General features: G+C 44.1%; 12 protein-coding genes and 2 tRNA genes. 4 read left to right on the top strand and 10 right to left on the bottom strand.

The genetic code is table 11. The annotated features are described in order from the left end of the window. Positions 1-96: 96 nt before the first annotated feature. From AB4589_RS13910 to rlmE, 7 genes are all read right to left on the bottom strand, one after another. Positions 97-173, bottom strand: a tRNA-Met gene (locus AB4589_RS13910). A gap of 53 nt (positions 174-226) precedes the next feature. After that, a tRNA-Leu gene (locus tag AB4589_RS13905) sits at positions 227-311 on the bottom strand. Between the two features lie 16 nt (positions 312-327). Next, positions 328-660, bottom strand: coding sequence for a preprotein translocase subunit SecG (gene secG / locus AB4589_RS13900; protein ID WP_009847546.1), 333 nt, complete (start codon positions 658-660; stop codon positions 328-330). A gap of 278 nt (positions 661-938) precedes the next feature. After that, the gene (glmM, locus tag AB4589_RS13895; RefSeq protein WP_017101803.1) at positions 939-2279 is read right to left on the bottom strand and encodes a phosphoglucosamine mutase; all 1341 of its coding nucleotides are present in this window, start codon (positions 2277-2279) and stop codon (positions 939-941) included. 21 nt (positions 2280-2300) lie between these two features. Next, on the bottom strand, positions 2301-3131 hold the full coding sequence (gene folP / locus AB4589_RS13890; protein ID WP_017101804.1) for a dihydropteroate synthase: 831 nt from the start codon (positions 3129-3131) through the stop codon (positions 2301-2303). An 89-nt stretch (positions 3132-3220) separates the two neighbouring features. Next, a complete protein-coding gene (gene ftsH, locus AB4589_RS13885) occupies positions 3221-5191 on the bottom strand; it encodes an ATP-dependent zinc metalloprotease FtsH (protein WP_029223088.1) in 1971 nt (656 codons plus the stop codon). Positions 5192-5298: 107 nt separating this feature from the next. Beyond that, positions 5299-5928 carry a 23S rRNA (uridine(2552)-2'-O)-methyltransferase RlmE gene (gene rlmE / locus AB4589_RS13880; protein WP_009847548.1) on the bottom strand — a complete coding sequence of 210 codons (630 nt, stop codon included), beginning with the start codon at positions 5926-5928 and terminating at the stop codon, positions 5299-5301. A gap of 114 nt (positions 5929-6042) precedes the next feature. Between rlmE and yhbY the strand changes: the two genes are divergently transcribed. Next, complete coding sequence (gene yhbY, locus AB4589_RS13875) at positions 6043-6339, top strand: ribosome assembly RNA-binding protein YhbY (RefSeq protein WP_004734509.1); 297 nt, start codon at positions 6043-6045, stop codon at positions 6337-6339. A 124-nt stretch (positions 6340-6463) separates the two neighbouring features. On the opposite strand, the gene greA is transcribed toward yhbY, so the two are convergent. Then, complete coding sequence (gene greA / locus AB4589_RS13870; protein WP_009847549.1) at positions 6464-6937, bottom strand: transcription elongation factor GreA; 474 nt, start codon at positions 6935-6937, stop codon at positions 6464-6466. Between the two features lie 515 nt (positions 6938-7452). Here greA and AB4589_RS13865 point away from each other — a divergent pair. Then, positions 7453-8514, top strand: a complete 1062-nt coding sequence (locus AB4589_RS13865) for a porin (protein WP_017097307.1) — start codon at positions 7453-7455, stop codon at positions 8512-8514. Positions 8515-8626: 112 nt separating this feature from the next. Then, positions 8627-10060, top strand: a complete 1434-nt coding sequence (dacB, locus tag AB4589_RS13860) for a serine-type D-Ala-D-Ala carboxypeptidase (protein ID WP_371709521.1) — start codon at positions 8627-8629, stop codon at positions 10058-10060. 110 nt (positions 10061-10170) lie between these two features. On the opposite strand, the gene AB4589_RS13855 is transcribed toward dacB, so the two are convergent. After that, on the bottom strand, positions 10171-11016 hold the full coding sequence (locus AB4589_RS13855; protein ID WP_372100829.1) for a magnesium transporter: 846 nt from the start codon (positions 11014-11016) through the stop codon (positions 10171-10173). 427 nt (positions 11017-11443) lie between these two features. Then, positions 11444-12631 (bottom strand): tyrosine--tRNA ligase, encoded by a 1188-nt coding sequence (gene tyrS, locus AB4589_RS13850; RefSeq protein WP_004734518.1) that lies wholly within the window; start codon positions 12629-12631, stop codon positions 11444-11446. A gap of 129 nt (positions 12632-12760) precedes the next feature. On the opposite strand from tyrS, the gene AB4589_RS13845 reads away from it, so the two are divergent. After that, on the top strand, positions 12761-14050 hold the full coding sequence (locus AB4589_RS13845; RefSeq protein ID WP_017097310.1) for a peptidoglycan DD-metalloendopeptidase family protein: 1290 nt from the start codon (positions 12761-12763) through the stop codon (positions 14048-14050). Positions 14051-14127: the final 77 nt, after the last annotated feature.

The following is a 14127-nucleotide window of genomic DNA, read 5'->3' as shown; positions in this document are numbered from 1 at the left end:
TAAGTGTCATCATATTTGATATCACACTTAACTCACAGTGAGGTTCACACTGTGCAAACTTGCTACCAATACAAGCTATATAATAGCATTGAAATGTGGTTGCGGGAGCCGGATTTGAACCGACGACCTTCGGGTTATGAGCCCGACGAGCTACCAAACTGCTCCATCCCGCGTCCGACTTGTGAGCATTATACGCCCAACAAGATGTTTTACAAGTTTGTAAACATGGTGCCGAGAGAGGGACTCGAACCCTCACACCCTAAGGCACTAGCACCTCATGCTAGCGTGTCTACCAATTTCACCATCTCGGCATCAAATCTTTACAGATTATTGTGGAATTTCGTCGCCTTGCGCCGGAACTTCACTCACTGCATCTTCAGCTTGTTGAATCACCTGACCTTGAGTCGGGTCAATCCACTGTGACTCAGTTTTATGTGTAGACATATTACCAAGCACTAAGCTAAGGATAAAAAATGTAGTTGCAAAAATTGCAGTCATTCGGGTAAGGAAATTTCCTGAGCCACCAGCACCAAACACAGTGTTTGAAGCGCCAGCACCGAAAGAGGCTCCCATATCTGCGCCTTTACCTTGTTGAATCAACACTAGGCCAATTACACCAAGCGCTGCCAACAGGTAAATCACAAGTAGAACTGTAAACATTTTTCCACCTATGTTCCTAATTGTTGAGCCAGCGCCGTTCAAAAAACTATTTTCAAGAACAAGGCTAGCGACCTCCTAACTGAAGGCCGAGCAATACTAGCGAATGCGACGATGACTGACAAGGGGAATTTACTAAAAAATAAGCCTTTACCAAGCAAGTGGTCAAAAAAAGGGCAAAAGGGACACAAAACTCATTTGCGTCCCTTTTTAATCATCACATAACTAAAACCCGGCCCCCACAAGTGAGACCGACTTCGCCTGTTACGGCAAACGTTTTATTAGCAATTCGCTTTTACTGCATCAGCAATTTTCAGTGCAGAACTCTGAACAAGTTCAGCATCTTCACCTTCGACCATTACGCGAAGTAGTGGCTCAGTACCCGATTTGCGTAATAGCACACGACCTTTCTCACCGAGTTCCGTCTCGACTTCAATAACAGCCGCTTTCACAGCCTCTGCTTCTAGTGGATTTGAATCACCACTGAAACGAACATTTTCTAGAACTTGAGGGTATAACGTCATACCTTGAGAAAGCTCATTCAGTGTCATTTCACTATCGACAACTGAGGCCAATACTTGCAGAGCAGCAACGATAGCATCACCTGTCGTCACTTTATCTAATAGGATAACGTGCCCCGAATTCTCAGCACCGATCTTCCAGCCTTTAGCTAGAAGTTGTTCCATAACGTAACGGTCGCCGACAGCAGCACGTACAAACGGAATACCTAACTGCTTAAGGCCGTTTTCCATCCCAAGGTTGGTCATTAGCGTACCAACAACGCCGCCTTTCAACTCACCACGACGCAGTGCATCGCGAGCAATAATGTAAGCAATTTGGTCACCATCAACTTTATTGCCTAGCTCGTCAACCATGATGATGCGGTCACCATCACCATCAAAGCCAAGACCTAACGCCGCTTTTTCTTCAAGCACTTTAGCTTGCAGAGCGCGCACATCAGTCGCACCGACTTCGTGGTTGATGTTAGTTCCATTTGGCTCCACACCAATCGCAACAACCTCAGCACCCAGCTCTTTAAATACAGCAGGCGCAATGTGGTAAGTCGCACCATGCGCGCAATCCACCACAATTTTCATACCCGCTAGCGTCATTTTGTGTGGGAATGTACTTTTACAAAATTCAATATAACGGCCTGCTGCATCATTTAGGCGTACCGCTTTACCTAATTCGGAAGATTCCACGCACTCGATATCTTTGTCTAGCTCAGCTTCGATGGCGAGTTCAATCTCATCCGACAATTTAGTACCTTCAGACGAGAAGAACTTGATGCCGTTGTCATAGAAGGGGTTGTGCGATGCAGAGATAACAATTCCCGCTTCAGCACGGAAAGTTTGTGTTAGGTAGGCAACAGCCGGTGTCGGCATTGGCCCCGTAAACGTGGCTTGAAGACCAGCAGCAGCTAAGCCAGCTTCTAAAGCAGACTCAAGCATGTAGCCAGAAATACGAGTATCTTTACCAATGATCACTTTCTTTGTGCCCTGCTTTGCAAGAACACGACCAGCAGCCCAGCCAAGCTTCAAAACAAAATCAGGTGTGATTGGGTACTGGCCCACTTTTCCACGTACACCATCTGTGCCGAAGTAACGTCTTTTATCAGACATATTGATTTTCCTTAATTATGATTAGTGATTGTTATTCATCACTTCGATTATCTTCATCGCTTCCAATGTATCTTCAACATCGTGAACGCGAATAATTTGTGCACCTTTCATTGCTGCGATTGTTGCGCAAGTAACGCTAGCGACCATGCAGTCAGCTGGGACTTTGTCTAGTAGCTTAAAGATCATCGATTTTCTCGACATCCCCGCTAAGACAGGCAAACCAAGCGTATGAAACTTTTCAAGGTGCGCTAATAAATGGTAATTGTGTTCGATGGTTTTACCAAAACCAAAACCAGGGTCAAGAATCAGCTGCTCTTTTGATATACCGACCGCCTCACAAGCTTCGACCCTTTCTTGTAAAAAGTCTTCGACATCTGTTAGAACATCTTCGTAGCTTGGATTGGCTTGCATGGTTCTTGGCTGACCTTTCATGTGCATCAAGCAAATAGGTACATTAGCCTCTGCGGCCACTTCTAGAGCTCCGGGCTCTTGCAGTGCGCGTACATCATTGATCAAATCCGCCCCTGCTTCAACAGCTTGGCGCATCACCTCAGCTTTGCTGGTATCAATCGAGATCCAAACATCAAACTTGGCGCGAATCGCTTTAATCGCCGGGATAACTCGAGCTAACTCCTCCTTTAAGGACACCTCTGGAGCACCCGGACGAGTCGACTCACCACCAATATCAATAATGCTAACGCCAGCCTGAATCATTCGCTCTGCTTGCAGTAAAGCATTATCTAATGAATTGAATTTTCCGCCATCAGAGAAAGAGTCAGGCGTAACATTGAGGATACCCATCACATGTGGGCGGTCTAAAACGAGCGTTTTATTGTGTGCTTTTAATATCATGGAAGGTGGGTCTTAAAGGTAAAAAATATCTTGGCCTAGAAACAGAAAAACCCTGAGCGTACTCAGGGTTTTAATTAATAGCTTAGCGATTAAGAATCTTTGTTTTGAGCGTCATCTGATTCAGATTTAGCTTCTTCAACTGTCGACTCTTCAGCTTTTGGCTCGGCTTCGGCTTTCTCTTCTGATTTAGCTTCAGGTTTAGCTTCTTCCTTTGCAGGTTCTGCTTTCGCCTGGTCACCCCAACCAGCAGGCTCACGAATGTCGTCTTTGCGTTCCATCAAGTCATCAATCTGACCTGCATCAATCGTTTCAAACTTCATTAGCGCATCTTTCATCGAGTGCATGATATCCATGTTCTCTTCAAGAATCTGTTTCGCACGAGCATAGTTACGGTCGATAAGAATACGAATTTCTTCATCGATTAATCTAGTTGTATCGTCAGAAACATGTTTCGCTTGGCTCATGCCGCGACCTAGGAAAACTTCGCCTTCTTCTTCAGCATAAAGAAGAGGACCTAGTTTTTCAGAGAAGCCCCACTGCGTAACCATCTTACGAGCAATATCAGTTGCACGCTCGATATCGTTAGACGCACCAGTCGAAACTTTGTCTTTACCGTAGATAAGCTCTTCAGCAAGACGACCACCGTACAAGCTAGAGATCATTGATTCTAGATGCTGGCGAGACATGCTTACGCGGTCTTGCTCAGGTAAGTACATAGTTACACCAAGCGCACGACCACGTGGGATGATTGATACTTTGTACACTGGATCGTGTTCAGGTACCAAACGACCAACGATTGCGTGACCTGCTTCGTGGTAAGCCGTTGACTCTTTCACTTCCTCAGACATCACCATTGAACGGCGCTCTGCACCCATCATGATTTTGTCTTTCGCAAGTTCAAACTCAACCATAGATACATTGCGTTTGTTACCACGAGCAGCAAATAGAGCCGCTTCGTTAACAAGGTTCGCAAGGTCTGCACCAGAGAAACCTGGAGTACCACGAGCAATCAGAGATGGTTCAACATCACCTGATAGTGGCACTTTACGCATGTGTACTTTAAGAATCTGTTCACGACCACGTACATCAGGTAGACCAACCACAACTTGACGGTCAAAACGACCAGGACGAAGTAATGCAGGGTCTAGTACGTCTGGACGGTTAGTCGCAGCGATAACAATAATACCTTCGTTACCTTCGAAACCATCCATCTCAACCAGCATTTGGTTAAGTGTTTGCTCACGTTCATCGTGACCACCACCAACACCAGCGCCACGTTGACGACCTACCGCATCGATTTCATCGATAAAGATGATACAAGGCGCTGCTTTCTTCGCTTGTTCGAACATGTCACGCACACGAGATGCACCAACACCAACAAACATTTCAACGAAGTCAGAACCAGAGATAGTAAAGAACGGTACTTTAGCTTCACCAGCAATCGCTTTTGCAAGCAATGTCTTACCCGTACCAGGAGGACCGACCAACAGGATACCTGTCGGGATCTTACCACCAAGCTTTTGGAAGCGGCTTGGGTCACGAAGGTAATCCACAAGCTCTTTCACGTCTTCTTTTGCTTCGTCACAACCAGCAACATCAGCAAACATCGTTTTGATTTGTTCTTCACTCATCATTCGAGCTTTGCTCTTACCAAAAGACATTGCGCCTTTACCGCCGCCGCCGCCTTGCATTTGACGCATGAAGAAAATCCACACACCAATCAGTAAGATCATTGGGAACCATGAAATGAAGATAGTGCCAAGCAGGCTCTGCTCTTCAGGTGGTGTACCCTGAACTTTTACGTTTTGATTAATTAAGTCATCAAGTAGCTTTTGATCATAAACAGGCATGTAAGTTACATACTTAGAGCCACCACCACGACGTGTGAAAGTGATTTCGCTGTTATTGAACTGTGCGTCTTGAATCTGGCCTTGGCCAACTTCCTGTACAAACGTGGTGTAATCTACTGCTCTGCCGTTACTTTCCCCAGGGCCGAAGCTCTGGAATACCGACATCAACACTACCGCGATAACAAGCCACAGAATTAAATTTTTTGCCATGTCACTCAAGGTGTAAGCCTCTCGATAACTAATTGTAATTAAAGGTAGGGTACTACAGTTTGTAACCTGTAGCCATGTTGTTAACTCTCACTCTTGGAAGAGAATCGTTAACCTTTGTAACCAGTTGCTACGATAAACACTTCACGAGAGCGAGCTCGAGAAGAGTCGGGTTTTCTAACTTTGACTGTTTTAAACATCTCACGGACGTCCTTAACATATTGGTCAAACCCTTCGCCTTGGAATACTTTTACAACAAAACTACCATTGGTAGCTAGAACTTGTCGACACATATCCAAAGCTAATTCAACTAAATACATAGCTCTTGGCTGATCCACAGAATTGTTGCCTGCTATATTAGGTGCCATATCAGACATCACGACATCAACCATGTTTGGTTGTATACGTTCCAGCAACGCATCTAGCACAGCTTCTTCGCGGAAATCGCCTTGTAAAAAGCTCACTCCAGCAATCGGATCCATTGGTAACAAGTCACACGCAATGATTTGACCGTTGTCTCCGATAATCTTAGCAGCATATTGAGACCAACCGCCAGGCGCTGCACCCAAATCCACAATGGTCATCCCTGGAGTCAGCAATTTATCTTTCGTTTGAATCTCTTCCATTTTGAAATAAGCACGCGAACGATAGCCTTTTTTCCTGGCTTCATTTGCGTACTTGTCGTCGAAGTGTTCCTTCAACCAACGGCCTGAACTGGCCGAGTGTTTCTGTTTGCTCATTGGATACCTAAATTGGAGGAAAGTACTAATTGCTGAATAAATTATAGTCTTCAGCTTTAGATGGCGTTAAAATAGGTTTTTTCAACCCTAATACTAAATAAAATTGGCCGCGTAATGAACCTAAGTACCAAACAAAAGCAGCATCTAAAGGGCCTAGCTCACAGTTTAAAACCTGTTGTGCTAATGGGCGCAAATGGACTTACTGAAGCTGTTCTAGCGGAAATCGAATTAGCTCTAGACCACCACGAACTGATCAAGATTAAAGTTGCATCAGAAGACCGTGAGACTAAGCAACTGATTATCGATGCAATTGTACGTGAATCTAAAGCTGAGAAAGTACAGACTATCGGTAAAGTTCTAGTACTGTTCCGTCAGTCAGAAGCACGTAAAATCGAGATTCCACGCAAGTAAGCGAGCTTAATATAAGCTAACTTCATTAAAAGGAAGCCACTGCGCTTAGCTTTTAGTGTAGCGTGAGAAACGAAAAAGGTCGCATTAGCGACCTTTTTACTTATCAAAAACAAAGAAAATTCAATTAGATGTATTCTACTTTGTCGATTTCGAAGTCTTTATCACCACCTGGGGTAGAGATCAGTACTTCATCGCCTTCCATCTTACCGATAAGACCACGTGCAATTGGGGATTTCACAGAAATGCGACCCGTTTTGATATCGGCTTCATCTTCAGAAACGATTTGGTAGCGGAATTCTTCATCCGTATCTACGTCAATCAAAGTCACTGTCGTGCCAAAGATAATCTTACCTGTGTTATCCATCTGCGTTACATCGATGATCTGAGCCAGTGATAGCTTATATTCAATATCTCGAATTTGAGCTTCACAGATACCCTGCTCCTCACGAGCTGCGTGGTATTCAGCGTTCTCTTTCAAGTCACCGAGTTCACGAGCTTCACCAATAGCTGCTGAAATAATAGGACGTAGCTTAAGTAGGCGATCTAATTCGTCACGTAGCTGCTGAGCGCCACGTACTGTCATTGGAACCTTTTCCATTTTTTACCTCTATGCCAAAGCTTTCTTTGGCCAACATAAATCCACCCAACATACTTATTGGGTGATAGAAACAAAACGATTTGGCTTAGTGTAAACAAACTTTATGGCTAAATCACCTTTATTCCACTTTGCGTTATAAAAGCTTTATCTAGGTCTAAATTACAGACATCACAAAAATGAATAATAACCTCACCATCAATAAGTTGGCGATGAAATATCTAAAAAAAACAAAAATAAACCAAATAAACACAGATCACACTTTTATAAAAACCACACAAAATCAACGACTTAGATAGCAATAAACTCAATAAAACAGTGTGCATAATTTTTATTGATATCATTTTACTACCTGATGGTGGAACTTTAGGGTTAAAAAGTACCCCACGGATTGTTCTGGCAAGTTTCACGCTTTTGTTCTAAGCATGATTATGAAGCTTGATTAATACGAGCAATACACAAAAAGGATTCAAATCCTTGATAAATACCTTTATGGACAGTAATTAGGAATTAATAACATGAACAAGACTATGATCGCGCTTGCTGTATCTGCTGCAGCTCTTGCTACTGGTGCTAACGCTTCAGAACTATACAACCAAGACGGTACTTCTCTAGAAATGGGTGGCCGTGCGGAAGCTCGTCTATCTATGAAAGATGGTAACGCTCAAGACAATTCTCGAATCCGTCTTAACTTTCTAGGTCAAGTTGAAATCCAAGATGGCCTATACGGTGTTGGTTTCTACGAAGGCGAATTCACAACTGCTGAAAACGGCGAAGGCACTGACAAAAACAGCGACAGCCTAACTAACCGTTACGCTTACGCTGGACTTGGCGGTACATTCGGTGAAGTAACTTACGGTAAAAACGACGGCGCTCTAGGCGTAATCACTGACTTTACCGATATCATGGCTTACCACGGTAACTCTGCAGCAATGAAAATCAATGCTGCTGACCGTGCTGACAACATGCTTTCTTACAAAGGTCAATTCCAAGACCTAAGCGTTAAAGCAAGCTACCGTTTTGCTGACCGTACTGAACTAGATGCATCAGGTAAAGTTATTAGTGAAGCTAATGGTAACGCGAATGCTAAAGTAGCATCATACAGTGACAACAGCGCTGATGGTTACTCTCTATCTGGTATCTACGCAATCGGTGAAACAGGCGTTAAACTAGGTGCTGGTTACGCAAGCCAATACTCTGGTGATGAAGCTCAAGACGAATACATGCTTTCGGGTTCTTACACTATGGGCGACCTATACTTCGCTGGTGTATTCACAGATGGTCAAGTTGCTAAGAACGACGGTGATTACACTGGTTACGAAGTAGCAGCGGCTTACACTCTAGGTCAAACAGTATTCTCATCTACATACAACAACGCTGAAACTAATGGCGAAACGTCTGCAGACAATATCGCAATCGACGCGACGTACTACTTCAAGCCTAACTTCCGTGGCTACGTATCGTACAACTTCAACCTAATCTCAGCGGGTGACCAGTTCGGTACAGAAGGTACTAACCTACCTGCAACTTCAGCACAAGCTGAAGACGAGCTAGCTCTAGGTCTACGTTACGACTTCTAATTCTGATTATCTAATTGATTAATTAGTTAATTGAGAATCAAAACGCCCGCTCTATAGCGGGCGTTTTTTATATCTGTATACTGAAAACATCAGTCATCCAAGAAAATCTTCTATGCGCCTTCTATCCAGTTTACTCCTATGTGGTTTGTCACTGTGTAGTTATTCAATTAGTGCTTTCGAATACCTCCCTCTAGATAAACTGCCCGATGGCAGTAGCACAAGCTTGATACTGAAGTCATTGAGTGATGATTCGAGTGAGTTGAACACCAATAGCGATGGCTTTTACCCACCCGCCAGTACGTTAAAGCTAGTCACCGCTTTGGCAGCCAAATTGGAGTTAGGAGATAATTTTAACTACACGACCAGCATTGCGCGTTCTAATAAAGATGTCGTGATCGCATTCAGTGGTGACCCAACACTACAAAGAGAGCATCTAAAAAACCTTTTATATCAATATGCTAAGTCGCAATCTAAAACAATCAAGGGCAACTTATACCTCGATAACTCAGGTTTTACTGGCTATCAACGAGCGGTTGGTTGGCCTTGGGACATTTTAGGCGTTTGTTACAGCGCTCCCTCTAGTGCAATGACCTTAGACAGTAACTGCGCACAAGCCTCTATTTATACAAAAGATAACGGTACAACACGCGTATATATCCCAGCTCATTACCCAATAGACGTGACAACTACTGCCGCCACGGTAACGCGCTCTGGGCAGAAGGCAACACAATGCGACTTGGAGCTCATAACGACACCAGACAACACTTACAAGCTCTCTGGTTGCTTAGTTGAGCGTAAGAAACCACTGCCGCTCAAGTTCGCGATTCAAAATCCAGAGCTTTACACCTATCAAGTCGTTACATCGATTCTTAAAGAACTGAGAATTGAAGTAAAAGGCAATGTGGTCGTTGGTAAAAAAGATAAATCAGGCAAAAGCACGTTAATCGCAAGTCACAGCTCAGAGAAACTTCCCGAACTGCTCAATATCATGCTCAAGAAATCAGACAACCTGATCGCTGACAATCTAACTAAAACGCTGGGTGCGACATTTTATGTTCAACCGGGCAGTTTTAATAACGGCACTGAAGCGATAAAGCAGATATTACTGACCAAAGCCAATATTGACCTAAGCAAAACACAGTTGGTCGATGGTTCAGGGCTATCCAGAAATAATCGCATGACCTCGCAAACCATGGCTCAGGTGCTTCGTTATATCTGGGAGAACGATAAACAGCTCAACCTGATTGAGGCTATGCCTACATCTGGCACTGATGGCACGCTCAAATACCGTCAAAGCATGCGAAAAGCACCAATCCAAGGCAACATTATTGCCAAAAGTGGTTCTTTGTATGGGAGCTACAACATGGCAGGCTTTGGTTTAGATAAAGCGGGAAAACCAAACTCTCTATTTGTACAGTTTGTCCGTGATTACTTTCCTGACACACCAGATCCAGAAAAACCAGTAGAAGCACCCATCACCCAGTTTGAACGAGCTTTCTACACAGATGTAGTTGAATTCAGTCAAACACAGAGCAAACCTAAGTAATGTTCAACTCTGTTTAAGCTTCTACTTAAGCAATAAAAATGGCGCTGAAGATCTTGAATCTTCAGCGCCATTTTTGTCTCATAAGGTGCTTTTAGCTATTTTTATAAATGCTAAGCGATCCCTAAGAATGAATTAACCACAGTGAAGTAGATCCACATTCCAGAGATATCCACTATCGAAGCCAGTACAGAGCTCACTAACACAGCAGGATCAAGTTTGAAGAATCGAGCGACTATCGGTAACCCGCCGCCGAGTACAGTTGATATGGTCACTTGAATAAACAGAGCAACAGCAATCGCGTAAGCAATCATATTAATGTCGTAACCACCCGTTGACTGGTTGTCACTGAATAATAAGATTCGGCCAATCATCACTAAGGCGATCGCAAGAGCTAAGCAAATTGCGACTCTAAGCTCTTTCCATAGAACGTTGGCCCACTGGCGTTTCTTTAATTCCCCTGTGGCTAAGGCTCTAATGACCAAAGTCGCAGCTTGTGTTCCTGTGTTGCCACCCGCGGCAGCGATTACCGGCATATAGATCGCTAGAAGTACTAGCTGGCTAAGAATGTCTTCATACTGAGCAATGATAAGCCCAGAGACAATGCCTAGCAGTGCTAAGGCAATAATCCAACCGATACGCTGCCTAACATGGCTAAGCACTCCAGTTGAAAGGTAACCTTGTTGAGGTTCAACCTCTGAGTAGATCAGCCCTAGTTGGTGAGCTAGATGTCGAGAGCGCTTCTCAAAGCCCTGCTCTTCTAGCTCACTAAGTAAAGTCTGAATCGTACTAAGAGAGCATTGCCCAAGCACTAACACCGCATCTTCAAGTGGCATTCGGTTTAAAAGGTTAATTTGTTGCTCACGCCCATACTGTTGAAAGGCATTCGATACAGCTTGGATGTCTTGCTCTGAGTACAGAGCTTCAATAGATAAAAAAGTGTTGTTCATTACCGTCATGGCGAATCTCCCGATTGGCAAAGGTAACGACCATCAAAACAAGTAGCCTATAGAGAGTACCGCGAGAGTATAAAGCGGTGTACACCAGGAGCGTATAGCTATATACATCAAGAATATACAACTAAGCGCACCAAGAGCTTAAAGCACTGATGTGTCTACTTGTTAGAATCTAGTGTGTGGAAAAGAATGAGGGGGAAAAACAAAGATACCCTACCCGAACGGCAGGACAATAGATCAATACCGAGACGGGTTATTCTTCTCCATTCAAACTAGGAGGATGGTCGGTATTGTTCATAAAAATCTCCAGAATTACTGTCAATATGACAGCGCGCATAGTGTAGCAATGCACGTTCAAAAACTTCGTCAACTTTGTGTCAATAAAAAAGGCATCCGTGGATGCCTTTTGTTCAATTATTGATGTGTGTTATTACTTAATAGTAATACGAGCAAACTTACGCTTACCTACTTGGTAAACTGCAGTACCTGCTTCAGGTACAAACTTGCTGTCTTCAATCTTCTCGCCTTCAAGCTTAGCAGCGCCTTGCTTGATCATACGCATCGCATCAGAAGTCGAGTTTACAAGACCCGCTTCTTTTAGAACGTTCGCAATCGGTAGGCCGGCTTCGAATTCAAATTCAGGCATTTCATCAGGAACTTGGTTCTTAGCAAAACGGTTAACGAACTCTTGCTCAGCCGCTTCAGCATCTGCTTCGCTGTGGAAACGAGCAATGATCTCTTTAGCAAGAAGTACTTTCACGTCACGAGGGTTTTTGCCCGCCTCAACGCCAGCTTTCAGTTCCGCAACTTCTTCAAGAGGACGGAAAGACAGTAGCTCGTAGTAGCTCCACATTAGATCGTCAGAGATAGACATGATCTTACCAAACATCTCGCTTGGTGCTTCGCTGATACCGATGTAGTTGTGCGCAGACTTAGACATCTTCTTAACGCCGTCTAGACCAACAAGTAGTGGCATCATCAGTACCGCTTGTGGTTTTTGACCTGCTGCTTTTTGCAGCTCACGACCCATAAGAAGGTTAAACTTCTGGTCAGTACCGCCAAGCTCAACATCGCTCTCTAGTGCAACAGAGTCGTGACCTTGAAGAAGTGGGTACATGAATTCGTGGATTGCGATCGGTTGACCACCAGCGTAACGCTTTTTAAAGTCATCACGCTCAAGCATACGAGCAACAGTTTGGTTAGAAGCAAGACGAATCATGCCTTCTGCACCAAGCTCAGATAACCACTCAGAGTTGAAACGAATTTGCGTTTTCGCAGGATCTAGAATCTTGAATACTTGCTCTTTGTAAGTTTCAGCATTCTTCAATACGTCTTCACGGCTTAGCGGTGGACGTGTTGAGTTCTTACCTGATGGATCACCAACCATTGCTGTGAAATCACCGATAAGGAACGTCACTTCATGACCAAGCTCTTGGAAAGCACGAAGCTTGTTAAAGATAACCGTATGGCCTAGGTGGATATCTGGAGCGGTTGGATCGGCACCCAGTTTAATGCGTAAAGGACGACCTTCTTTTAGTTTCGCAATCAGTTCGTCTTCTGGAATCAGTTCTTCTACGCCACGTTTGATCTCGGCTAGTGCAGCTTCAATACTCGCCATTCTTGTTCACTCCCACAGATTTGGCAAAAATATAATAATTAGACATCTTACTTGAATAGCGATGTATTTTGAAACCAGTTACACTATTCCGTCGTCTATTTTCATAATATTTACAGAACGAACCGGAACATGTTGTCTATTTTTGCACGCCTTCCCATTTTGCACCGGGCATTTATCGCATTTTTTAGTGCCGTAATTTTTATCGCTATTTTCTTACTCCCCGACGTCAACAGCTTACGTGACGATACGGGAGCTTTAGTCGTTGGAAAACACTACCCACTGACGATCAGTGCATCAGCACTTGTTAGCTCAAGTGACGCACCACCGACGACAGTACTCAAATGGGAGAAATACACCGTTCGCTCTGGCGAAAGCACCTCTGTTTTATTTGAACGTATTGGCCTTTCATACCGTTTACTGATCACTCTACTCAATACCAATAATGATATTAAGAAGCAGCTGTCCAATCTAAGACCTGGCGACGTATTACAATTCGGCTTTGATGAAAACAACGACCTTATTCAGTTGAAGCGACAACTTAGTGCGTTTGAAAGCTTCAAGATCACTAAGTCTGGCGATTCATTCTCCTCTAGCTTCGACAAAAAGGAAGTGGCCTACCAATACAACTATGCCGAAGCCAACATCACGTCTAACTTCTGGAACGCCGGCGTCAATGCAGGCCTAACTGCAAACCAAATTATGGAACTGGCGGGCATCTTCGGTTGGGATATCGACTTTGCGTTGGATATTCGCAACAACGACAGCTTTAAGATTTTGTACCAAGAGAAAGTCGTTGAAGGCGAAGTGATTGGTCGCGGCAAGATCATGGCGGCAGTATTCAAAAACCAAGGTGATTCATTTACCGCGGTATTAGATGATAGAAGCGGCAACTACTTCGATGAAAATGGTCGTGCCATGAAGAAAGCCTTCTTGCGCTCACCGATTGATTTTCGCCGTGTAACATCGAACTTTAACCCTCGTAGAAAACACCCAGTAACCGGTAAGGTTCGAGCTCACCGAGGCACCGACTACGCAGCCCCTGTTGGCACACCTATCTGGGCAGCCGGTGACGGTATTGTTCAGAAATCGGGTTACAACCAATTCAATGGTAACTACGTGTTCATTCGCCACAGCAACACCTATATCACTAAATACTTGCATATGAAGCGACGTATGGTGAAAACAGGTCAGCGCGTAAAACAAGGCCAAACCATTGGTACTTTGGGCGGTACAGGCCGTGTGACTGGCCCGCACTTACACTATGAATTCTTGGTCAATGGCGTACATAAAAATGCGCGAACCGTGAAATTACCGCAATCTAAGTCGTTAACCGGTAAAGCAAAAGCAACCTTTATTGCCAACTCAGAGATTCGACTGAATAACCTTGAGCGATACGGCCAGTTACTAGCGACTAATTAGGCAACTAGATACCAATTAGGTTAAGAGCCCTATAAACCAACGAAAAGAGCGCCCACCAAGGCGCTAATGCCGATCAG

Origin of the sequence: Vibrio sp. 10N.222.49.A3, assembly GCF_041475145.1 — a bacterium.
GTDB classification, from domain to species: domain Bacteria; phylum Pseudomonadota; class Gammaproteobacteria; order Enterobacterales; family Vibrionaceae; genus Vibrio; species Vibrio tasmaniensis_A.
The sequence above is the reverse complement of the archived record's forward strand: the minus strand, read 5'-3'. Positions and strand labels throughout refer to the sequence as shown.